At 65.9% G+C, this 22,335-nt stretch carries 20 protein-coding genes; all 20 read left to right on the top strand.

Annotated features, from left to right (window positions below; genetic code table 11):
• Window positions 1–66: 66 nt before the first annotated feature.
• On the top strand, window positions 67–1,176 hold the full coding sequence (aroB, locus tag QP997_RS00725; protein ID WP_284845902.1) for a 3-dehydroquinate synthase: 1,110 nt from the start codon (window positions 67–69) through the stop codon (window positions 1,174–1,176).
• 17 nt (window positions 1,177–1,193) lie between these two features.
• A complete protein-coding gene (gene aroQ / locus QP997_RS00720) occupies window positions 1,194–1,625 on the top strand; it encodes a type II 3-dehydroquinate dehydratase (RefSeq protein ID WP_284757730.1) in 432 nt (143 codons plus the stop codon).
• A 140-nt stretch (window positions 1,626–1,765) separates the two neighbouring features.
• On the top strand, window positions 1,766–2,851 hold the full coding sequence (locus tag QP997_RS00715; protein ID WP_284845901.1) for a M24 family metallopeptidase: 1,086 nt from the start codon (window positions 1,766–1,768) through the stop codon (window positions 2,849–2,851).
• 92 nt (window positions 2,852–2,943) lie between these two features.
• The gene (efp, locus tag QP997_RS00710) at window positions 2,944–3,507 is read left to right on the top strand and encodes an elongation factor P (RefSeq protein ID WP_070758946.1); all 564 of its coding nucleotides are present in this window, start codon (window positions 2,944–2,946) and stop codon (window positions 3,505–3,507) included.
• 25 nt (window positions 3,508–3,532) lie between these two features.
• Complete coding sequence (nusB, locus tag QP997_RS00705) at window positions 3,533–4,279, top strand: transcription antitermination factor NusB (protein ID WP_284845900.1); 747 nt, start codon at window positions 3,533–3,535, stop codon at window positions 4,277–4,279.
• A 175-nt stretch (window positions 4,280–4,454) separates the two neighbouring features.
• Window positions 4,455–5,090: a bifunctional pyr operon transcriptional regulator/uracil phosphoribosyltransferase PyrR gene (gene pyrR / locus QP997_RS00700; protein ID WP_070758944.1), complete on the top strand. Its 636-nt coding sequence runs from the start codon at window positions 4,455–4,457 to the stop codon at window positions 5,088–5,090.
• Entirely contained in the window at window positions 5,090–6,034 is a 945-nt protein-coding gene (locus tag QP997_RS00695) for an aspartate carbamoyltransferase catalytic subunit (RefSeq protein ID WP_070758943.1), read from the top strand. Before pyrR ends, QP997_RS00695 begins: the two co-directional genes overlap by 1 nt.
• A gap of 24 nt (window positions 6,035–6,058) precedes the next feature.
• A complete protein-coding gene (locus tag QP997_RS00690; RefSeq protein ID WP_284845899.1) occupies window positions 6,059–7,426 on the top strand; it encodes a dihydroorotase in 1,368 nt (455 codons plus the stop codon).
• Window positions 7,427–7,485: 59 nt separating this feature from the next.
• Window positions 7,486–8,640 (top strand): glutamine-hydrolyzing carbamoyl-phosphate synthase small subunit, encoded by a 1,155-nt coding sequence (gene carA, locus QP997_RS00685; protein ID WP_284780222.1) that lies wholly within the window; start codon window positions 7,486–7,488, stop codon window positions 8,638–8,640.
• A 67-nt stretch (window positions 8,641–8,707) separates the two neighbouring features.
• Window positions 8,708–12,040, top strand: coding sequence for a carbamoyl-phosphate synthase large subunit (gene carB / locus QP997_RS00680; protein ID WP_070758940.1), 3,333 nt, complete (start codon window positions 8,708–8,710; stop codon window positions 12,038–12,040).
• Window positions 12,040–12,888, top strand: coding sequence for an orotidine-5'-phosphate decarboxylase (gene pyrF / locus QP997_RS00675; protein ID WP_070758939.1), 849 nt, complete (start codon window positions 12,040–12,042; stop codon window positions 12,886–12,888). Before carB ends, pyrF begins: the two co-directional genes overlap by 1 nt.
• Window positions 12,889–13,089: 201 nt before the next feature.
• Window positions 13,090–13,416, top strand: coding sequence for an integration host factor, actinobacterial type (mihF, locus tag QP997_RS00670; RefSeq protein ID WP_012360219.1), 327 nt, complete (start codon window positions 13,090–13,092; stop codon window positions 13,414–13,416).
• 3 nt (window positions 13,417–13,419) lie between these two features.
• Window positions 13,420–13,995: a guanylate kinase gene (gene gmk / locus QP997_RS00665; protein WP_070758938.1), complete on the top strand. Its 576-nt coding sequence runs from the start codon at window positions 13,420–13,422 to the stop codon at window positions 13,993–13,995.
• A gap of 171 nt (window positions 13,996–14,166) precedes the next feature.
• On the top strand, window positions 14,167–14,448 hold the full coding sequence (gene rpoZ, locus QP997_RS00660; protein ID WP_012360221.1) for a DNA-directed RNA polymerase subunit omega: 282 nt from the start codon (window positions 14,167–14,169) through the stop codon (window positions 14,446–14,448).
• Between the two features lie 18 nt (window positions 14,449–14,466).
• A complete protein-coding gene (gene coaBC, locus QP997_RS00655) occupies window positions 14,467–15,756 on the top strand; it encodes a bifunctional phosphopantothenoylcysteine decarboxylase/phosphopantothenate--cysteine ligase CoaBC (RefSeq protein ID WP_284845898.1) in 1,290 nt (429 codons plus the stop codon).
• A gap of 120 nt (window positions 15,757–15,876) precedes the next feature.
• The gene (gene metK, locus QP997_RS00650) at window positions 15,877–17,082 is read left to right on the top strand and encodes a methionine adenosyltransferase (RefSeq protein ID WP_070758936.1); all 1,206 of its coding nucleotides are present in this window, start codon (window positions 15,877–15,879) and stop codon (window positions 17,080–17,082) included.
• A gap of 70 nt (window positions 17,083–17,152) precedes the next feature.
• Window positions 17,153–19,291, top strand: coding sequence for a primosomal protein N' (locus QP997_RS00645; RefSeq protein WP_284845897.1), 2,139 nt, complete (start codon window positions 17,153–17,155; stop codon window positions 19,289–19,291).
• A 9-nt stretch (window positions 19,292–19,300) separates the two neighbouring features.
• Window positions 19,301–19,801: a peptide deformylase gene (gene def / locus QP997_RS00640; RefSeq protein WP_070758934.1), complete on the top strand. Its 501-nt coding sequence runs from the start codon at window positions 19,301–19,303 to the stop codon at window positions 19,799–19,801.
• Complete coding sequence (gene fmt, locus QP997_RS00635) at window positions 19,802–20,791, top strand: methionyl-tRNA formyltransferase (RefSeq protein ID WP_284845896.1); 990 nt, start codon at window positions 19,802–19,804, stop codon at window positions 20,789–20,791. It begins immediately after the preceding gene.
• On the top strand, window positions 20,788–22,329 hold the full coding sequence (locus QP997_RS00630; protein WP_284845895.1) for an RsmB/NOP family class I SAM-dependent RNA methyltransferase: 1,542 nt from the start codon (window positions 20,788–20,790) through the stop codon (window positions 22,327–22,329). Before fmt ends, QP997_RS00630 begins: the two co-directional genes overlap by 4 nt.
• Window positions 22,330–22,335 lie beyond the last annotated feature (6 nt).

Here is a 22,335-nt window from a genome sequence, read left to right as displayed (position 1 = left end):
ACCCGCGGCACTGCCACCACGGCCGACCACCAAACCACCACAGCTATAGAGAAAGAACGTGACAGCGTGACAACGCCTTACTCCGCGCAGCAGCCCACCCCAACGCGCATCGATGTGCGCACCGCTTCGCCGTACCCGGTCCTCATCAGCCGCGGCATCGAGACGATGATCCCGCCGATGCTCGAGGCCACCGAGGGCGCCAGCACCTTCCTGATCATCCACCAGCCGGCCCTGGCTGAGCGCGCAGCCCACGTCGCGAAGTTGCTGGAGGCCGAGGGCAGGGTCGCCGAGCTGTTGGAGATCTCCGACGCAGAGGACGGCAAGACCATTGCATCAGCCGAGCGTTGCTGGGATCGCTGCGCAGATGCCGGGCTGACGCGTCAGGACTGCATCGTCTCCGTGGGCGGTGGCGCTGCCACCGACCTCGCCGGGTTCATCGCCGCCACCTGGATGCGCGGTATCCGCGTGGCACACGTCCCGACCTCCTTGCTTGGGATGGTCGACGCCGCGGTGGGCGGCAAGACGGGGATCAACACTACCCGGGGTAAGAACCTCGTCGGTGCTTTCCACGAACCGGCCGCAGTCCTCATCGACCTGGACACCCTCAAGGATCTGCCACGCGAGGAGCTGATCGCTGGCTCCGCGGAGATCATCAAGGCAGGTTTCATCCGTGACGAGCGCATCATCGAGATCTACGAGGAGGACCCGGTCGAGGCGCTGAACCCCGCCGGTGATGTACTCCCGGAACTGATCGAGCGGGCGATCAAGGTCAAGGCAGAGGTGGTGGCCCAGGACCTCAAGGAGTCCTATATCCGGGAGATCCTCAACTACGGGCACACCTTCTGCCACGCGGTCGAGCAGCAGGAGAACTACCGCTGGCGTCACGGTCAGGCCGTGGGCGTGGGCATGATGTTCGAGGCTGAGCTGGCCAAGGCCGCCGGTCTCATCGACCAGGAACTCGTGGACCGGCACCGGAACATCCTGCGCAGCGTTGGGTTGGCGACGACCTATCAGCACTCCGATTTCGACACCCTCATTGAGGTTATGGGGCGGGATAAGAAGAATAAGCAGGGCAAGATTCGCTTCGTCGTCCTCGAGGGACTGGCGAAACCGACCCGGCTCGAGTCCTCGAGCAGGGAACACCTGGACGCAGCGTGGGAGGCGATTTCGCAGTGACCGCACAGGAACAGCAGCTGACGGTGAGCGTGCTCAACGGCCCGAACCTCAACCGGCTGGGCAAGCGCCAGCCGGAGGTCTACGGGGCGACGACGCTAGCCGACGTTGAGGCCCTGATCGCCGATGAGGCGGCACGCCTGGGTGTGGCGGTGGAGTTCTTCCAGAGCAACAACGAAGGCGAGATGCTGGACCGCATCCATGCGGCAGCTGACCAGGGGCATGCGGTGATCATCAACCCGGGTGGCTGGACGCACACTTCTGTGGCGCTGCGCGACGCTCTCGCGGAGGTCGCCGACGGGCAGGGCTTCGTGGAGGTCCACATCTCCAACGTCCACGCCCGCGAGCCCTTCCGCCACCACAGCTACCTCAGCCCCATTGCCCGCGGCGTGATCGCTGGCTTGGGGATCGAGGGATACCTGGCGGCTCTGCGTTACCTCGCGCAGAGCTAGCACCGCCGACGTCTTTGAGGGCGGGGTCGGGCTCAACGCTCCGCGCAATGACCCGCGCCCGCGAGTGTGGACGCCCAGGGGAGTAGCGTGGGGGTGATTGAACCCAGCATGGGGGAAACAACGATCGAAGGAGAGCGCGAATGACCCAGACTCAGCGATACGCCGAGCGCCGCAACAAGCTTGCCGCACGCCTACAGGAGCGCGACCTGCCGGGCCTTCTGGTCACTGACCTGAAGAACGTTCGCTACCTCACCGGTTTCAGTGGCTCCAATGCGGTGTACCTGCAGCGGCCGGACGGCCGGGGCGTGCTCGGCACCGATGGCCGATACGCCACCCAGGTGGAGATCGAGACCGGCCAGCCAGAGGATGTCGAGCTCCTCATCGACAATAAGCTGCTCGAGAAAGTCCCGGAGCGGGCTCAGGTCACCGGCTTTGCCGTGGAGTCCAGCCTGAGCATCGGCGAAGCGAAGAAGCTTGCCGCGGACGGGCCGCTGCCGGAGGTGGCGGCCGGCATCGTCGAGGAGCTTCGCTTGGTCAAGGACAGCGCGGAGATCGCCGCCCTCGAGGCAGCCGGGGAGCTCGCGGATTCGGTGTGGCAGGAATTCCTCGACGAGGGCGGAATCCGCGAGGGCCGCACTGAAATCGAGGCCGCAGCGGACCTGGAGTACCGCCTGCGCAAGGCCGGTGCCGAAGCACTGAGCTTCGATACCATCCTGGCGTCGGGAGTCAACGCCACCAAGCCGCACGCCGGTGTCTCCCGCGACCCGATCGTGCCCGGTCTGGTCACCGTCGATTTCGGCATCTACCTGGACGGCTACGCCTCCGACCAGACACGCACCGTCTGCGTGGGGGAGCCGGACGAGCTCTCCGCCACCCTCTACGACGTCGTCCTGCGCTCGCAGCGGGCTGGTGCCGCGGCCGTCGCCCCGGGAACCGCTCTGTTCGATATCGATAAGACCTGCCGGGACATCATCACCGATGCTGGCTACGGCGAGTACTTCGTGCACTCGACGGGCCACGGCGTGGGCCTGGACGTCCACGAAGCGCCGTCGGCGAACTCCCGGGTCGACCGATCAGTAACGCTTGCTGAGGGGATGACGCTGACCGTGGAGCCAGGGATCTACATCCCGGGCAAGACCGGTCTGCGCATCGAAAACACCTACGTGGTCACGGCCGACGGGGCGAAGAGCTGCAACGCCTCCAGCACTGATCTGCGCATCGTTTAAGGTGTTAGAATAAGTCGAACGAGAACGCCCGAGACCTCGGGCGTCGACGTGCGCGCAAAAAAATCTCAACGAGAATAGAGGAGCCTGAACTAGTGGCAACCACTGCAGATTTCAAAAACGGTATGGTCCTGATGATCGACGGCAAGCTGCAACAGATCGTGGAGTTCCAGCACGTCAAGCCAGGTAAGGGCCCGGCGTTTGTGCGTACGAAGCTCAAGGACGTCGTCTCCGGCAAGACCGTGGACAAGACCTTCAACGCAGGTGTGAAGGTCGAGCAGGCCACCGTCGACCGCCGCGACATGACCTACCTGTACAACGACGGCTCCGCCTACGTCCTCATGGACGACAAGACCTTCGACCAGGTCGAGCTGCAGCCGGAGCTCATGGGTGACGGCGCGAAGTTCCTGCTGGAGAACTCCCGCGTCAACGTTTCCTTCCACGACGGCCAGGCGCTGTTCGCTGAGCTGCCGGCCAACGTTGACCTCAAGATCGAGCACACCGATCCGGGCCTGCAGGGCGACCGCTCCACCGGTGGCTCCAAGCCAGCCACCCTGGAGACCGGTGCCGAGATCCAGGTGCCGCTGTTCATCGAGACCGGCAACGTCGTCAAGGTGGACACCCGCACCGGCGAGTACCTGTCCCGCGTCACCCAGTAACACCCCAGGAGCCTGATACTTCCTCATGGTTGAACCACAGTCGCCGTCGCCATCCTCGCGCCCCGAAAGCCAGAACCCGCAGTCTGCGGGGGAGGGCAAAGGCTCGAAGGATGAGCGTTCGGCTGCGCGTTTCAAGCGGCGTGGTGCGCGCTACAAGGCCCGCCGCCGTGCCGTGGACATCCTCTTCGAGGCGGAGTTCCGCGACATCGACCCGGTCGACATCATGGAAGAGCGCGCGGAGCTAGCTAAGGATCAGGAAAACCAGATCAAGCCGATCCCGGAGTACACCTCCCAGATCGTGCCCGGCGTGGCAAGTAACCTCGACGCGATCGACGACGCCATCGCCGTGCACCTCACCAGCGATTGGACCCTGGATCGCATCCCCGCCGTGGACCGCGCGGTCATGCGCGTGGCGGCGTGGGAACTGATGTTTAACCCGGACGTTCCGCACCGCGTTGCCCTGTCCGAGGGGATCGAACTTGCCAGCGAGTACTCCCACGTCAAGGCCCCGGACTACGTCAACGCTGTGCTCGACGGCGTGGCCACAGACGCAGACGCCGCGATGGCTGACCGTCTGGCCACCCAGCGCGAGCAGGAACAGTCGGGGTCCGAGGAGGGCTCTGCTCCTGCCCCGGCAGATATCGAGGCGCTGGTTGATTCCGTGATCGCAGACCCCACCGAGCAGGTGGGGGACGGCGCCGCAGAAGAGACCGAAGACGGCCAGGCGGGGGTTGGCGAAGACACCGCCGCTGACGGCCAGAACTCCGTCTAAAAAGCGAGGTTTTTCAGTCGCGGCATCCTGCCGGCGAATGAGTGAATCGCACCCATCTACCCCCGGTTGCCCCGCGCAGCCGGGGGTAATGCTTTGTGCTATCGTTCACATGAAAGGTTTTCTTTCAGAGGCATCCTTTAACAGACCGCACAGAGAGGCGGGAAAGGAGGTCACGATGAATCCGACAGTCGATCAGCACTCCGTGGTTCTGCTGAACCCGGACGATGTCAATCGCACGGTCGCACGCATCGCGCACCAAATCATTGAGAAGACGGCTCTAGACAGCGGATCCGCCCGGCGGGTCGTGGTGTTGGGTATTCCGTCTGGGGGAGTGCCGCTCGCGGAGCGGCTGCAGAAAAAGATCAGCGAATTCAGTGGCGTGGATGTGTTCCAAGGCTCGCTGGATATCACGCTGTACCGGGACGATCTGGGGCGCGGCCCGCACCGTGCTCTCAAGCCCACGATCATCCCGGACGAGGGGATCGACGGCGCAACCGTCATCTTGGTCGACGACGTCCTGTTTTCGGGCCGCACCATCCGCGCCGCGTTGGACGCCCTCCGGGATCTCGGCCGTCCCGATACCGTCCAGCTGGCCGTCCTGATTGACCGCGGTCACCGGCAGCTGCCGATTCGCGCCGATTACGTGGGCAAGAACATTCCGACGGCAGCCTCCGAGGACGTCACCGTCGCTCTCCACGAGCTCGACGGCCGCGACGAGGTCACCCTGACCCGGTCGACCACACCCGCCGACCAGCAACCAGCGAATCAGGGCGGGCAGGTACCGTCCGCCGCAGACAAGGGGCGTGCGTAGTGAAGAACCTGCTCAGCATTTCCGATCTCACTCCGAATGAGATTGTGAGCATCATGGACGAGGCGGACCGCTTCGCCGAGGCGCTGAAGGGCCGCGAGGTCAAGAAGCTGCCCACCCTGCGGGGGCGCACCGTGTTCACGATGTTCTACGAAAACTCCACCCGCACCCGGGCCAGCTTCGAGACGGCGGGGAAGTGGATGAGCGCGGACGTTATCAACATCTCCGCGTCCTCCTCGAGCGTGAAGAAGGGCGAGTCCCTCCGGGACACGGCACTGACGCTGAAGTCCATCGGCGCCGACGCACTGGTCATGCGCCACCCGTCCTCCGGGGCGGCGCAGCACGTTGCCAACTTCATCGGCGATACCGCGGTGATCAACGCCGGAGATGGCTCCAACCAGCACCCCACCCAGGCGCTGCTCGACGCCACGACGCTGCGCCGTCAACGGGGTGATCTGTCGGGGCAGCACGTCGTGATCGTCGGTGATATCCTGCACTCCCGCGTCGCCCGCTCCAACGCGCAGCTGCTCAATGCCCTCGGCGCAGATGTCACCTTCGTCGCACCTCCGACGTTGCTGCCGATCGGGGTGGAGAACTGGGGCGTGCGCGTGAGCCACGATCTTGACGCGGAGCTGCCGAGCGCCGACGCGGTCATGATGCTGCGGGTCCAGGCGGAGCGCATGAACGGTGGTTTCTTCCCCTCGCACCGCGAGTACGCCACCCGATACGGGCTGTCCAAGGCCCGCCACGCCATGTTGAAGCCGGACGCGGTTGTAATGCACCCAGGCCCGATGTTGCGAGGCATGGAGATCAACTACAGCGTCGCGGATGCTCCGAACACCGTCGTGCTCCAGCAGGTCACTGCCGGTGTTCACGTCCGCATGGCGATCCTCTTCCAGCTGCTGATCGGCGGCCACTCGGCCTCCGAGACCGAGACAGACGCTTAAGGCCAGAAAGGATAAGCGATTTTTATGGTCGACAACAAGAACTTTCCCCCGACTGGCCCACTGGCTGCGCACCCGGCGGGTGCCGAGAACGCGGTGCTCCTCAAGGGCGTGCTCATCTACGGTGAAGGGGAGCCGCAGGATGTCCTGCTCTCCGGCGGCGTGATCGCCAAGATCGGCGCGGATCTCTCCGACGAGGCTCCAGCTGAGGCCGAGGTGCTCGACCTTGCCGGCCAGGTGCTCCTGCCGGGCCTGGTGGACATGCATGTTCACCTGCGCGAGCCGGGCCGCGAGGACACCGAGACCATCGCCTCCGGCTCCGCGGCGGCTGCCAAGGGCGGGTTTACCGCCGTGTTCACCATGGCTAATACCTCCCCGGTCATGGACGACCCCGCCATCGCGGAAAGCGTCTGGTACAAGGGCCAGAACACGAACCTCTGCGACGTCCACCCCGTCGGTTCCATCTCCAAGGGACTGGCGGGCAAGGAGCTCACCGAATTCGGCATGATGGCCGATTCCGACGCCAAGGTGCGCATGTTCTCCGACGACGGCAAGTGCGTCGACGACCCGCGCCTGATGCGTCGCGCAATCGAGTACTCGCGTGGCATGGACGTGCTGCTCGCGCAGCACTGCGAGGAGCCCCGCCTGACCGAGGGCGCGGTCGCCCACGAAGGCGAGACTGCCGCCCGCCTGGGCCTTCGTGGTTGGCCACGCGTGGCGGAGGAGTCCATCGTCGCCCGCGACGCCCTCATGGCCCGCGACTACGGCGGTCGGCTCCACATCTGTCACGCCTCCACGGAAGGCACCGTCGAGCTGCTGCGCTGGGCGAAGGGACAGGACATCCCGCTGTCCGCCGAAGTCACCCCGCACCACCTGATCCTCACCGACTCCCGGTTGGAGACCTTCGACGGCGTGAACCGCGTGAACCCGCCGCTGCGTGAGGAGCGGGACACCCTGGCCCTGCGCCAGGCACTCATCGACGGCGTGGTGGACTGCGTGGCCACCGACCACGCCCCGCACTCCTCCGAGGAGAAGTGCTGCGAATTCGACCAGGCTCGTCCGGGCATGCTCGGCCTGGAGACCTCCCTGGCGATCATCGCGGACCTCTTCGTCATCAACGGCGATCAGGACTGGCGCTTCGTCGCCAAGGTGATGTCCGAGCGTCCCGCCGAGATCACCAAGCTGCCGGGCCACGGTCGCCCGATCGCCGAAGGCGAGCCAGCGAACCTGTGCGTGGTGGATACCAACGCTAGCTGGACCGCCGAGGCCAAGCAGATGGCCTCCAAGTCCGAGAACAACCCTTACGAAGGCATGCCCATGCCGGTTCGGGTATCCACGACGATCCTGCGTGGCAAGGTGACATGCCGCGACGGCAACCCTGTGACAACCGACTAGCTGCCCGATAACTCAACAATCGGCGACTGACCTTGAAAGAAAAACTAAGGACTAAAGATATGCAGACTCACACTCCAGCAGCACTGGTTCTCGCAGACGGCACGATCTACCGCGGCTTCGCGATGGGCGCGACCGGCAAGACCCTCGGCGAGGCAGTGTTCACCACCGCCATGACCGGCTACCAGGAGACCCTCACCGACCCCTCCTTCCACCGTCAAATCACGGTGCTCACCGCCCCACAGATCGGTAACACCGGCTGGAACGACGAGGACTCCGAGTCCCGCGACGGCAAGATCTGGGCCGCTGGCCTGGTCATCCGCGACCTCTCCAACACCGTCAGCAACTGGCGAGCCAAGCGCAGCCTCAACGAGGAGCTCGAGGCACAGGGCATCGTCAGCATCTGCGGCGTGGATACCCGCTCCGTCGTACGCCACCTGCGCGAGGAGGGATCCATCGCCGCGGGCATCTTCTCCGGCGACGCCCTCGGCACGGACGAGGAGATGATCGCCCAGGTCAAGGAGCAGCCGTCGATGAGCGGCGCGGACCTGACCGCGGACGTCACCACCGACGAGCCTTATGTCGTCGACGCGGAAGGGGAGCGCAAGTACACCGTCCTCGCCTACGACATGGGCATTAAGACCAACACGCCGCGCGAGTTCGCCAAGCGCGGCATCCGCACCGTCGTCATTCCGGCCGATACCGAGTTCTCCACCCTCGAGGGCTACTTGAGCGAGTACGAGGCCCAGGGCGTGTTCGCCTCCAACGGCCCGGGTGACCCGGCCACCGCCGACCACACGGTGGAGCAGGTCAAGAAGGTGCTCGAGGCCGACATCCCGTTCTTCGGCATCTGCTTCGGCAACCAGCTCTTTGGCCGTGCCCTCGGCCTGGACACCTACAAGCTGAAGTTCGGCCACCGCGGCACCAACGTGCCGGTGAAGGACCTGGAGACTGGCAAGGTCGCGATCACCGCCCAGAACCACGGCTTCGCCCTGGCGGCCCCCGCCGGCGGCCTAGAGAAGGAATTCGACACCCCATTCGGGCCCGCCAAGGTCACCCACATCTGCCTCAACGACGACGTCGTCGAAGGCGTGGCGCTGACCAGCGGACGCGCCTTCTCGGTGCAGTACCACCCGGAGTCCGCCGCCGGCCCGCACGACGCAAACCCCCTGTTCGACCACTTCCTCAACCTGTTGGAGCAGGAGAAGAAGGCCTAAGCCGACGCCTTCTCACAGCACAGAACGCATCCAGCAGCACAACGCCCAACAGAAAGAGAAAACACTCATGCCACGTCGTGAAGACATCAACCACGTCCTCGTCATCGGTTCCGGCCCGATCGTCATCGGTCAGGCCTGCGAGTTCGACTACTCCGGCACCCAGGCCTGCCGAGTGCTCAAGGAAGAGGGCCTCCGCGTCACCCTGATCAACTCCAACCCGGCGACCATCATGACCGACCCGGAGTTCGCCGACCACACCTACATCGAGCCGATTCAGCCGGAGTACATCGAGAAGATCTTCGCCAAGGAAAAGGCAGAGGGGCACCCGATCGACGCCGTGCTGGCCACCCTCGGCGGACAGACCGCGCTGAACGCCGCGATCCAGCTGGACCGCCGCGGCATCCTCGACAAGTACGGCGTCGAGCTCATCGGCGCGGACATCGACGCCATCGAGCGCGGCGAGGACCGCCAGAAGTTCAAGGACATCGTCGAGAAGATCGGTGGATCCTCCGCCCGCTCCCGCGTCTGCCACAACATGGACGAGGTCCACGAGACCGTCGCCGAGCTGGGCTTGCCAGTCGTCGTCCGCCCGTCCTTCACCATGGGCGGCCTTGGCTCCGGCCTGGCCTTCGACTACGAGGACCTGGAGCGCATCGCCGGCGGCGGCCTCGCCGCGTCCCCGGAGGCCAACGTCCTGATCGAGGAGTCCATCCTCGGCTGGAAGGAATTCGAGCTGGAGCTGATGCGCGACGCGAAGGACAACGTGGTCGTCGTCGCCTCCATCGAGAACGTCGACGCCCTGGGCGTCCACACCGGCGACTCCGTCACCGTCGCCCCGTCCATGACCCTGACGGACCGCGAGTTCCAGATCATGCGCGACCAGGGCATCGCCATCCTCCGCGAGGTCGGCGTGGAGACCGGTGGCTGCAACATCCAGTTCGCCATCAACCCCAAGGACGGCCGGATCATCACGATCGAGATGAACCCGCGCGTATCCCGTTCCTCCGCGCTCGCGTCCAAGGCCACTGGCTTCCCGATCGCGAAGCTGGCCGCGAAGCTGGCGATCGGCTATACCCTCGACGAGGTCCGCAACGACATCACCCAGGTCACCCCGGCTGCCTTCGAGCCGACTCTGGACTACGTCATCGTCAAGGCTCCGCGCTTCGCCTTTGAGAAGTTCCCGGGCGCCGACGACACCCTCACGACCACGATGAAGTCCGTCGGTGAGGCCATGTCCATCGGCCGCAACTACATCACCGGCCTGAACAAGGTCATGCGTTCCCTGGAGACCAAGCAGGCGGGCTTCTGGACCGTCCCGGATGAGGACTTTGCGGGCGAGCGTGCCACCGACAAGGCAGCCGTCCTCGAGGACTTGAAGCGCCCGACCGAGGGCCGCCTCTACGACGTCGAGCTCGCCATGCGCCTCGGCGCGACCGTGGACGAGATCTACCAGGCCTCCGGCATCGACCCGTGGTTCCTGCACGAACTCATGGCCCTGGTGGAGTTCCGCCAGCAACTGATCGACGCGCCGGTCCTGGACGTGGATCTCCTGCGTTACGCGAAGTTCCTCGGCCTCTCCGACCGCCAGATCGCCGCCCTGCGTCCGGAGTTCGCAGGTGAGGACGGCGTGCGCTCCCTGCGCTGGTCCCTCGGCATCCACCCGGTCTTCAAGACCGTGGACACCTGCGCCGGCGAGTTCGAGGCGAAGACCCCGTACCACTACAGCTCCTATGAGCTGGACCCGAACGCCGAGTCCGAGGTCGAGCCGCAGAAGGAGAAGGAAAAGGTCATCATTCTGGGCTCCGGCCCGAACCGCATCGGCCAGGGCATTGAGTTCGACTACTCCTGCGTCCACGCGGCCCTCGAGCTCTCCCGCGTTGGCTACGAGACCGTGATGGTCAACTGCAACCCGGAGACCGTTTCCACCGACTATGACACCGCCGATCGCCTGTACTTCGAACCGCTGACCTTCGAGGACGTCATGGAGATCTACCGCGCGGAGTCCGAGTCCGGCACCGTCGCGGGCGTGATCGTCCAGCTCGGTGGCCAGACCCCACTGGGCCTGGCGCAGCGCCTCTCGGACGCGGGTGTGCCGATCGTCGGCACCACCCCGGAGGCCATCAATCTGGCGGAGCACCGCGGCGAGTTCGGCAAGGTCCTGCGCGACGCCGAGCTGCCAGCCCCGGCCTTCGGCACCGCCACCAGCTTCGAGGAGGCCCGTGAGGTCGCCGCACACATCGGTTACCCGGTACTGGTCCGCCCGTCCTACGTCCTCGGTGGCCGAGGCATGGAGATCGTCTACGACGAGGCCAGCCTGCGCGACTACATCTCGCGCGCCACGGAGATCACCGACGAGCACCCGGTCCTGGTCGACCGCTTCCTGGATTCCGCCATCGAGATCGACGTCGACGCCCTCTGCGATGGCGAGGACGTCTACCTCGGCGGCGTGATGGAGCACATCGAGGAGGCCGGTATCCACTCCGGTGACTCCGCCTGTGCGCTGCCACCGATGACGCTGGGGGAGCAGGACATCGAAAAGGTCCGGGAATCCACCCGCAAGCTGGCCCAGGGCATCGGCGTGAAGGGCCTGATGAACGTCCAGTACGCACTGAAGGACGACATCCTCTACGTCATCGAGGCCAACCCGCGCGCCTCCCGCACCGCCCCGTTCGTGTCCAAGGCCACGGGCGTGCAGATGGCCAAGGCCGCCGCGCGCATCATGCTGGGCGCTTCCATCGCCGAGCTCAAGGAGGAAGGCATCCTGCCTTCCGATCGCGACGGTGGCTCGCTGCCGATCGGTCACCCGATTGCCGTCAAGGAGGCAGTGCTGCCGTTCAACCGCTTCCGCAGCTTCGAGGGCAAGGTGCTGGACTCTCTGCTGAGCCCGGAAATGAAGTCCACCGGCGAGGTCATGGGCCTCGACTCGGACTTCGGTACCGCGTTCGCGAAGTCCCAGGAAGGTGCCTACGGCGCGCTGCCGACCAAGGGCAACGTCTTCGTCTCCGTCGCTAACCGCGACAAGCGCACCCTGATCCTCCCGATCCAGCGCCTGGCTTCCTTGGGCTTCAACGTGCTCGCCACCGCGGGCACCGCAAGCATGCTGCGCCGCAATGGCGTGGAGTGCGAGGTCGTCGCGAAGGTCTCCGCCACCAGCGGCGAGGGCGAGAACGCCCGCAACGTCGTGGACTACATCCGCGACGGCGAGATCGACCTGGTCATCAACACCCCGGCCGGTACCGCTGACGCGCGCACCGACGGCTACGAGATCCGCGCGGCCTCTGTGAACAGCGGCGTGCCGTGCGCGACGACCGTTCAGGGCACCGTCGCAGCGGTGCAGGGCATCGAGGCTCTGCTGGACCACGACACCACTGTGACCCCGATTCAGGAAGTGGAGCACTAATGACCACGCCGGTGAGGCAGGCTGCAGACCAGTCTCAGACCTTCGGCGAGCGCTTCCTGGCTCGGGCTGCCGACCTGGGGCCGCTGTGCGTGGGGCTTGACCCGCACGCACACATCCTCGAGCGCTGGGGGTTGAGCTATGACCTGGCCGGGCTGAAAGAATTCACCGATACCGCGGTTGCCGCTTTCCGGGATACCGTCGCCGTCGTCAAGCCACAGGTGGCCTTCTATGAGGCTTTCGGGGCTGCAGGCTTCGAGGTTCTCCAGAACGCGATGGCGGAGCTGCGGGAGGCCGGCGTGCTGGTGATCGCTGACGCCAAGCGAGGCGATATCGGCTCGACCATGGCGGGCTACGCCAGCGCCTGGCTGCGGCCGGGCTCGCCCCTGGAGGCGGACGCGGTGACGGTCTCTCCGTGGCTCGGTGTGGATTCCCTGGCCCCGGTGTTTGAACTGGCAGCCGAGTACAACAAGGGTGCCATCGTGCTCGCGGCGACATCCAACCCGGAGGCCCCGTCTGTGCAGCTGTCCCAGACGCAGTCCGGCGCCACGCTGGCCCAGGCGGTGTGCGACCGCGTGGCCGAACTCAACGCGGGGGACAAGCCCGGCAACGTCGGCGTCGTGGTCGGCGCGACGGTGGAGAATCCACCGGTTCTGGACCAGGTCAACGGCATGATCCTCATGCCCGGCGTCGGGGCCCAGGGCGGCACGATGGCCGATGTGCGGCGTATTTGCGGTGAGGCGGCACGCTTCGCGAGCCCGAATGTCTCCCGCGCTGTCCTGAACGAAGGGCCTGCCGTGGCGGATCTGCAGGCCGCAGCGCGCCGCTTCGCCGCGGAACTTCAGGTGTAGCCTGCAAATTTGGCGAAGGTGAATCCGCGCGTCGCAGTTGCCACCACGGCAAAAGCACCTTAGGATTCACCTTCGTGCTTTGCTTTCTTAAGCAAGTAGCGCCCTGAAAAGGGGTGTTCAAGCCAGCAGCCCGACGCTGATTGGCTAAAATGCAAGACATTCCACAAGATTTTCAAAAACGATTACGTATGGAGGAATCCCGTGGCACTTCCCCAGCTGACCCCGGAGCAGCGTGCAGAGGCCCTGAAGAAGGCAGCCGAGGCACGTAAGGCACGCGCCGAACTTCGCGAGAAACTCAAGCGCGGCGGCACCGATCTGCAGCAGGTCCTGAAGGACGCCGAGACTGACCCGATCCTGGGCAAGATGAAGGTCTCCGCTCTGCTGGTCTCCCTGCCGAAGGTCGGCAAGATCAAGGCCGAGGAGATCATGAACCAGCTCGAGATCGCCCCGACCCGCCGTCTGCGCGGCCTGGGCGACCGTCAGCGTCGCGCTCTGCTGGAGCACTTCGGCTTCGACCCAGAGGCTTAAGCCGTGACGCAGGAATCGGGCCGCGGCCGCGTGGTCGTCCTCGCCGGGCCGTCCGCCGTTGGTAAGTCCACGGTGGTCTCTAAGCTCCGCGAGTCGGTCCCGAACCTCTTCTTCAGCGTATCGATGACGACCCGCGAACCTCGCCCCGGCGAGGTACACGGTCGTGACTATCTCTACGTGACGCGAGACGAGTTCCAGTCCAACATCGACAGCGACCTCATGCTCGAATGGGCTGAGATCCACGGTGGGCTGCAGCTCTCCGGTACGCCCCGCAAGCCGGTGGAGGAGGCCATGGCCGCCCAGCACCCCGTCCTCATTGAGGTGGATCTCGAGGGTGCGCGGAACGTGAAGAAGCTCCTGCCGGAGGCCCACACCGTCTTCCTTGCTCCGCCCTCGTGGGAGGTGCTGGTGGAACGGCTGACCGGCCGTGGCACCGAATCCGACGAGGTCATCCAGCGTCGCCTGGAGACCGCCCGCGGGGAACTGGCCGCTAAGGATGAGTTCGACCACGTCATCGTGAACTCGGATGTGGACGAGGCCGTCGCGGGAATCCGCGACATCCTGGTGCCGGAAGCCTAGGGGACCTCGCCCCAGAGACACCGGCTCCACCCAGCCTGTTACCGCACCCCGCGACCCACCGACGTGGGCGTGGGGTTAGGCGCTTCCAGGCGATTAAGATATAGTTTCCCCTAAGCCGTCGTGGGGATCAGACGCGGCTTAATTAAGCAATCGAAAGAATAGGTGCATTTCGTGGAAAATCAGGACGTCAACTCGAACGAGACGGTTTTCGATCCGCCAGTCGGCATCACCAACCCGCCGATCGACGAGCTCCTGACCAAGGTGTCCTCGAAGTACGCCCTCGCGATCTTCGCAGCTAAGCGCGCGCGTCAGATCAACGACTACTTCCAGAGCATCGACGAAGGTGTCCTGGAGTTCGTTGGCCCGCTGGTGACCCCGGAGATGCACGAGAAGCCACTGTCCATCGCCCTGCGCGAGATTAACGCGGATCTCTTGGAGCACACCGAGGGCTAAGAGGCTATCCTGTCACGTGTGACTGATAACGCTTCGAAGAAGAATACGAGCAAGCCGCTCCGCATCCTGGTGGGTGTTGGGGGCGGCATTGCTGCGTTTAAGGCGGCCCACCTCGTGCGCTATTTCACGGAACGGGGGCACAACGTCCACGTCGTTCCCACCGAATCCGCACTGAACTTCGTGGGTGCTGCCACCTGGGAGGCCCTGTCCGGTAATCCGGTCAGTACGACCGTCTGGGACGACGTCTCCGGGGTCCAGCACGTCCGTCTCGGTCAGGAGGCCGACCTCATCGTGGTCGCCCCGGCCACGGCCGATCTTATGGCGCGGCTCCGTATGGGGCGCGCGGATGACTTGCTCACCGCGAGCTGCCTCGTCGCGACCTGCCCGGTGGTCATTGCCCCGGCGATGCACACCGAGATGTGGGAAAACCCGGCGACGCAGGAGAATGTTGCGACGCTGCGGAGCCGGGGGATCACCGTGCTGGAGCCCGCCCACGGGCGCCTCACCGGCAAGGATAGCGGCCCCGGTCGGCTACCCGAGCCCGATCACATCGCGGCACTGGCGCTGGCGGCCCACTCCCAGCCGGGAATCTTCGACCAGGACTTGGTCGGCACCCGCGTGGTTGTCACCGCCGGCGGCACGCACGAGGATCTCGACCCGGTGCGGTTTCTTGGTAACGCCTCCTCGGGCCGTCAGGGCTACGCGCTGGCGGACATCGCCGCCCAACGTGGCGCCGACGTTCACCTCATCGCGGGGCATACCGAGGATCTGCCGACGCCTTCCGGCGCGCGGGTGACTCGGATCAACAGCGCTCTGGAGCTGAAGGACGCGACCGAGCAGGCCGCTCGGGAAGCGGATGTCGTCATCATGGCGGCGGCGGTGGCGGACTACCGTCCCGCCCAGCAGGCTGAGTCGAAGCTCAAGAAGGGCGGAGAGGATCAGCTGGAGGTCATCGAACTGGTAGAAAACCCAGACATCCTGGCGGGGCTTGTCGAGCTGCGCCGGGCAGGGGAGCTGCCGAAGGATCTGCGCATCGTGGGTTTCGCAGCGGAGACCGGTGACGCGGAATCTACCCCTCTCGAGCACGCGCAGCGGAAGTTTCTCCGCAAGGGCTGCGACCTGCTGATGGCGAACGCTGTCGGCCGCGGTAAGGTCTTCGGTCAGGAGGACTCCGCGGGCTGGCTGATCGCTAATCCGTCCGGCTCCGATGATCCGGAGACGCTGGATGTCCGTGAAGTCCCGGCAGGGCATAAGCTCGAGGTAGCCGGAGCGATTCTTGACGCTTTGCCACGAACCGCCGATCGCTAGCGTGCATTTCTAGACCGCTTGGTCTATTATTGATGAATTAGTTCACCGTCTAGGTCGTCGCCCGCCACCCGCCACCGACGGGCCGCACCAACAATACGAACGATAGAAGCGAGATAACTAGTGTCTAAGCGCCTATTTACCAGCGAATCCGTCACCGAGGGTCACCCGGATAAGATCTGTGACGCGATCTCCGATACGATCCTCGACGCCATGCTCGCCGAGGATCCGCAGGCCCGCGTCGCTGTGGAGACCGTGGTCACCACCGGCCTCGTCCACATTGTCGGTGAGGTCCGCACCTCGGGCTACGTTGAGATCCCGCAGCTGGTGCGCGATACCCTCAAGGAGATCGGCTTTACCTCTTCCGACATGGGCTTCGACGGCACCACCTGCGGCGTGTCCGTGTCCATTGGTGCGCAGTCGCCAGAGATCGGAGCCGGCGTGGATACCTCCCACGAGGTCCGCGGTTCCTCCTCTACCGACGAGGACGACCGCCAGGGTGCGGGCGACCAGGGGCTGATGTTCGGCTACGCGACGAACGAGACCCCGGAGTACATGCCGCTGCCCATCTCCGTCGCCCACCGCCTTTCCCGTCGCCTGACTGAGGTGCGCAAGGAGGGCATCGTCACCGGCCTTCGCCCGGACGGCAAGACCCAGGTCACCTTCGAATACGACGAGGCCGGCACCCCGGTGCGCCTGGATACCGTCGTCATCTCCACGCAGCACGACCCGGAGCGCACCCAGGATGAGCTGCGGGAGCTCCTGTCCGAGCATGTGGTGGACCACGTGCTCTCTGACGAGAGCCTCAAGCCCTTCGTGACCGAGGACCTGGAACTGTTGGTTAACCCCTCCGGTTCCTTCATCCTGGGCGGCCCTGCCGGTGACGCCGGCCTGACCGGTCGCAAGATCATCGTTGACACCTACGGCGGCATGGCTCGCCACGGTGGCGGCGCGTTCTCCGGCAAGGACCCGTCGAAGGTGGACCGTTCTGCTGCCTATGCGACCCGTTGGGTGGCAAAGAACATCGTGGCTGCTGGCCTGGCCGACCGCGCCGAGGTGCAGGTGGCCTACGCGATCGGCGTGGCCCGCCCCGTCGGCCTCTACGTGGAAACCTTCGGCACCGAGAAGGCACCGGTGGAGGACATCCAGCGCGCTGTCGCCGAGGTCTTCGATCTGCGCCCGGCATCGATCCTGCGCGAGCTGGATCTGCTCCGCCCGATCTACGCCCAGACGGCTGCTTATGGTCACTTCGGTCGCAATGACCTCGACCTGCCGTGGGAGCGCCTGGACAAGGTTGAGGAGCTCAAGAAGGCTGTCGGCAGCAACTAACGGCAGCTCTCGGGGCATTCTCCCAGCGCCCCGTGAAGGCGTGTCTGCACCGTCGGCTAGCCTGTAGCTCATGAACACGACCGCACAGCCAGCCGCAGCCAACCCCGGTGATAGGGAACTGCTCGCTGCCCGTGCGGGGCGCGGGCCTCGCCGGATCGCGCGGGTATTGCCGCTGGTCGGGGTGCCACATCTCGACCGCCTCTTCGACTATGAGGTTCCCGCCGAGATGGACGCCGACGCTCAGGCCGGCGTGCGAGTCCGTATCCGGTTCAACGGGCGCCTCGTGGACGGTTTCATCATCGAACGACGCTCGAGCAGCGACCACTCGGGAAAGCTGCGCCCGTTGGAGCGCGTTATCAGCCCGATTCGGCTGCTGCCGGAGCACATGTGGCGGCTGGTGAATCAGCTCGCCGAGCGCGCCGCCGGAACCCGAGCGGATGTTCTACGGGCAGCGATCCCGCCCCGCCATGCGAGCGCCGAGAAGGCAGGGCTGTTTGCAGGCGGTAAGGCGTGGGAGGATCTCTACTCGACGCTGGAGCCCGTCGCCGAGTTGCGCACCCAGGCGCGGTCAAATGCCGAATCCGCGCTCGGCAAGTATCACTTTGGTCCGCGCTTCCTTGCTGCCCTCCTGGACGAGGGCGCCGCCCCTCGCATGTCGCTGCTCACCGCTCCTGGGGACGACGATGCCCGCCTAGCCGCCGTCCTCGCCGCTGCGACCGCGTGGGCAGGGAAGTCGACGCTGGTGATCGCTCCACATCAGCGGCTCGTGGACCGCGTCAGCGAGGCCCTGGCGGCCTGGACGTCCACCGAGCAGGTGCTCCAAATGACGGCCGCAGAGTCCTCGCATGTGCGCTACCGGCGTTTCCTTTCCATCGTGCTCGGTCAGGCCAGGATCGTCGTCGGAACCCGCAATGCAGTCTTCGCGCCGCTCAAAGATCTCGGCTTGGTGGTCGTATTGGGGGAGGGGGACGATTCGCTTGTCGACCCCCGCGCTCCCTACCTGCACGCCAGGGAGGTAGCGAAGGCCCGCAGTCAGGGTGAGTCCGCGGCGCTGGCAATCATCGGTCACCACCGCACCGCCGAGGTTCAGCAGTGGGTCGCGGCGGGGGAGCTGGCTTCCATCCGCCCCACGCCCGAAACCCTTCGTGAGCAGCTGCCCTGGATTCGAGGGCTTGGGGACACCGAACGCCAGCTCGAGGCCGAGAGTCACAGCCCGGGGAGCCGGCTGCCGGCTCTGGCCTTCGCCACGATTCGCGAGACCCTGGATGCGGACCGCACCGTGCTGATCCAGGTGCCGCGCCGTGGTTACGCTCCGGCCTTGGCCTGTGCTCGATGCCGCACCCCGGCCCGGTGCCGGAACTGCAATGGCCCACTCGAACTGCCACAGGGCAGGGACCACTCAGCGCCCACGTGCCGGTGGTGCGGACACCTGCACCCGACTTTCACCTGCACCAACTGCGGTAACCACGCATTGCGCATGAGCGTGGTGGGCCACGACCGCACCGCTGAGGAGCTGGGTCGCGCATTCCCCGGCGTCCCGGTGACGGTCTCGGGCGGAGAACAAGTAAAAACGTCCGTCCCACTCGGGCGCCGCATCGTCGTCGCCACCCCAGGCTCCGAGCCGATCCTCCGTGACCCCGATACGCCACCCGAGCAGCCCAATGGGCACTACGGAGCCTCGATCATCTTGGACCCCTGGGCGCCGCTGACCCGCGCGGATCTGCGAGCCGAGGAGAACGCCTTGCGCCAGTGGATGGGCGCTGCCGCACTCGTCGCACCCCGTGAGGCCGGTGGCCGGGTCATCATCGCAGGGGACTACCGGCTGAGCGCGATTCAGCAGCTCATCCGCTGGAACCCGGATGCTGCAGCCGCCGCAGAGTTGGCCAGCAGGGCGGAGGCACAGTTCCCACCGGCGGCGGTGGTTGCGGTCGTGGACGGCATCCCGGCCAGCCTGGCCGAGTTGGAGGAGGCTTGGGAGCTGCCGGAATCGGCGGAACTTTTGGGGCCAGTGGAGCTCCCGGCCGGAGTCAGGCTTCCCGCGGGCCTGTCGAGCGGCCATGCGGATGAAGCCCGCCGGCTCATCATTCGCGTGCCGCACTCCGACGCGCTGTCCCTGGGCAGCGCACTCAAAAGCGCTGTAGCCGTGCGCTCCTCGCAGCGGCACTCCGCACCCCTACGCGTAGTCATGGACCCGGTCCGTATCGGTTAGAGTATCCCCATGGCTGTTCTGTCCCTGCGCTACTTCGGCGATCCCGTCCTCCGCACTCCTGCCACCGAGGTCGGGGCCGATTTTTCTTCCGACGCTACCCTCGCCACCCTCGTGGCCGACATGCTGGAAACCATGGATCACCACGGTGGAGTCGGCCTAGCCGCAAACCAGGTCGGGGTCACCAAACGCGTCTTCGTCTACGACTGCGAGTCCGACCGTGGGCACGTCATCAATCCCACCTGGGAGCCGGTGGGAGAGGAGACGCAAACAGGCCCGGAAGGCTGCCTGTCCATTCCCGGGATCCGCGGCGAGGTAGAGCGTGCGGAGACTGTGCGACTGCGCGGACAGACCCTGGAGGGCGAACTGGTCGACCGGGAGGTCTCGGGCCTACTGGCTCGCTGCGTGCAGCACGAGACCGATCACCTGGACGGCGTGCTTTTCCTCCAGCACCTCGCGCCCGAGGACCGCAAGCAAGCTATGGCAGATATTCGACGCTCGGAGTGGTTTTAGATGAAGATTATTTTTGCTGGCACGCCCAAGCCCGCCGCTATCGTTCTGGAGCATCTGCTCGCCGATCCGCGGCTGGAGGTCCTCGGGGTCATTACACAGCCCGACGCTCGCCGGGGCCGGGGCCGGAGCCTGCACCCCAGCCCCGTCGCGGAGGTCGCCGAGGCCGCGGGGCTGAAGGTTCACAAGTGGGCCTCCCTCGGGGCGAGCGCCGAGGATGCAAGCGATGTCCGCGACACGCTGGCTGCCTACCGCGAGGCGGGCGCCACGGCGGTGGCCGTGGTGGCCTATGGAAACCTGATCCCGGCCGATTTGCTCGACGCCGTTGAGCACGGCTGGGTGAACCTGCACTACTCCCTGCTGCCACGCTGGCGTGGTGCCGCACCCGTGCAGGCCGCCATCGCCGCGGGCGACGAAGAGACCGGTGCGACGATCTTCCGCATCGAGCAGGGCTTGGACACCGGCCCGATGCTGGCGAAGAAGGCTTATGAGATCGGTATCCGCGATACCGCCGAGGACGTGCTCATCGAGCTGACCGACTCTGGCAAGTCGCTGCTGGCAGACACCCTGGTTGAGCTCGGCGAAGGTACGGCCATCCCGCAGTCGCAGCCGGAGGAGGGGGCGACACACGCCCCGAAGATTCACCCCGCTGACGCGCGTATCGACTTTTCTACGCCGGCGAAGGTGATTCAACGCCGCGCCCGTGCCCACACCCCGGCACCGGGTGCGTGGTGCACGCTGGATGGCCAGCGCTATAAGTTCGGGTTGCTACTGCCTGTTCCAGAGGAGGAGGAGTTCCCGGAGCTGGCCCCCGGCCAGCTGTGGGCAGATAAGACGCGGGTGCTCGTCGGCACTGGTGACGATCCACTGCTGGTGGAAAGCATCCAGCCACCAGGCAAGAAGATGATGCGGGCCGCCGACTGGGCCCGAGGTCAGCAGGAGTTGCTGGCGCAGTCCCCACGCTTTGATATCGAGGAAGACACGGCTAAATGAGTTCTTTTCGTTCGAGGTCCGAGTCCGCGCGTAGCGGCAAGGCGCGCCCCAACACGGCCTCCCGTGGCACCGGACGTGCTAAGCAACGCGAATCGGGGCGGGCCCGGGGCTATCAGCAGCGCCGCCCGGTACACCGCCAGGAAAAGAGCCGACGTGCCGGGATCGGGGATAAGGCCCGCGACGCCGCATTCACCGTGCTTCGGCAAGTCACCGAGGAGGACGCCTACGGCAACCTCGCCTTGCCCGCCGTCCTGCGGGAGCGCGGGATCAGCGGCCGGGATGCGAACTTCGCCACCGAGCTGACCTACGGAACGCTGCGAGCCACCGGGCTGCTCGACGCAATCATCGCCAAGGCCGCGGGACGGCCAGTAGAGAAGATTGACTCGGTGGCGTTGGACGCGCTGCGCATCGGTGCCTATCAGCTGCTGCGCACCCGGGTCGAGTCGCACGCCGCGGTGGACACCTCGGTGGAGTTGGTCAAGGCCAATGGCGGGGGCAAGGCCAGCGGCTTCGTCAATGGTGTGCTGCGCACGATTTCCCGCAGCACACCCGAGCAATGGCTGGACCGGGTGGCACCCGGTTCGGGATTGGCCAGCATGGCGTTGCGCTCTTCCCACCCCGAGTGGATCGCCGCCGCCTTCAACCAGGCGCTCGGCGGGACGGCGGAGAACCCTGCGGCTGATCTGGCCGAGGCTCTGGAAGCCGACGACGCCCGACCCATCGTGCACCTCGCCGCCCGACCAGGGCAGATCTCCGCTGAAGAGCTCGCCCTCATCACCGGAGGCGAACAGGGTCGTTGGTCCGATTATGCGGTCTACCTGGACTCCGGAGCGCCGGGCGAGCTTGAGGCGATCACCCAAGGCCTGGCGAGCGTCCAGGACGAAGGTTCGCAACTGATCTCCCTGGCCCTGGTCCAGGCGCCGCTGGAACGGGAGGACCGCGGGCGCTGGCTCGACCTCTGTGCGGGGCCGGGAGGCAAGACCGCCTTCATCGGCTCGTGGGCGCAGGCAGAACAAGCCACCGTGGACGCCACCGAGATCTCCGCGCACCGCGCCGACCTCGTTGCGAAATCCACCAAGGAACTGCCGGTGCAGGTTCACACCGGCGACGGCCGGAATCTCGCTGAGGTGCGGGGCCTCCAGCTGCCCGAGGACGGTTTCGACCGGGTCCTCGTCGACGCCCCGTGCACCGGCCTGGGCGCGCTGCGCCGCCGCCCGGAGGCCCGCTGGCGCAAGCAGGAGAAGGACGTCACCGAGCTGGTCCCCCTCCAGCGCGAGTTGTTGCGCTCGGCGTGGGAGGCCACCGCACCGGGCGGAGTCGTCATCTATTCGACGTGCTCGCCGCATCCGCTGGAGACCACGCAGTTGGTGGACTCCTTCTGCCGGGAGGCGGGAGCCCAGCCCATCGACCTTGGCTCCGAGGTACCGGCCTTGGCTGCCGCAGCGGCCGCCGGGGGAGCGGTCGGCCCTTATATCCAGCTGTGGCCGCACCGCCACGGCACCGACGCGATGTTCATCGCGGGCATCAGAAAAGCCTAAGTAGAG

Source organism: Corynebacterium sp. MSK039 (assembly GCF_030232315.1).
Lineage (GTDB): Bacteria > Actinomycetota > Actinomycetes > Mycobacteriales > Mycobacteriaceae > Corynebacterium.
Note: the sequence above shows the minus strand (reverse complement) of the source record. Positions and strands in the feature narration are given on the sequence as shown.

Bases quoted from the DNA above. Each gene is read 5' to 3' on its own strand.
- QP997_RS00715 (WP_284845901.1), top strand. From the start codon at position 1,766: ATGACCCAGACTCAGCGATACGCCGAGCGCCGCAACAAGCTTGCCGCA.
- nusB (WP_284845900.1), top strand. From the start codon at position 3,533: ATGGTTGAACCACAGTCGCCGTCGCCATCCTCGCGCCCCGAAAGCCAG.
- pyrR (WP_070758944.1), top strand. From the start codon at position 4,455: ATGAATCCGACAGTCGATCAGCACTCCGTGGTTCTGCTGAACCCGGAC.
- QP997_RS00690 (WP_284845899.1), top strand. From the start codon at position 6,059: ATGGTCGACAACAAGAACTTTCCCCCGACTGGCCCACTGGCTGCGCAC.
- carA (WP_284780222.1), top strand. From the start codon at position 7,486: ATGCAGACTCACACTCCAGCAGCACTGGTTCTCGCAGACGGCACGATC.
- carB (WP_070758940.1), top strand. From the start codon at position 8,708: ATGCCACGTCGTGAAGACATCAACCACGTCCTCGTCATCGGTTCCGGC.
- pyrF (WP_070758939.1), top strand. From the start codon at position 12,040: ATGACCACGCCGGTGAGGCAGGCTGCAGACCAGTCTCAGACCTTCGGC.
- QP997_RS00645 (WP_284845897.1), top strand. From the start codon at position 17,153: ATGAACACGACCGCACAGCCAGCCGCAGCCAACCCCGGTGATAGGGAA.
- def (WP_070758934.1), top strand. From the start codon at position 19,301: ATGGCTGTTCTGTCCCTGCGCTACTTCGGCGATCCCGTCCTCCGCACT.
- fmt (WP_284845896.1), top strand. From the start codon at position 19,802: ATGAAGATTATTTTTGCTGGCACGCCCAAGCCCGCCGCTATCGTTCTG.
- QP997_RS00630 (WP_284845895.1), top strand. From the start codon at position 20,788: ATGAGTTCTTTTCGTTCGAGGTCCGAGTCCGCGCGTAGCGGCAAGGCG.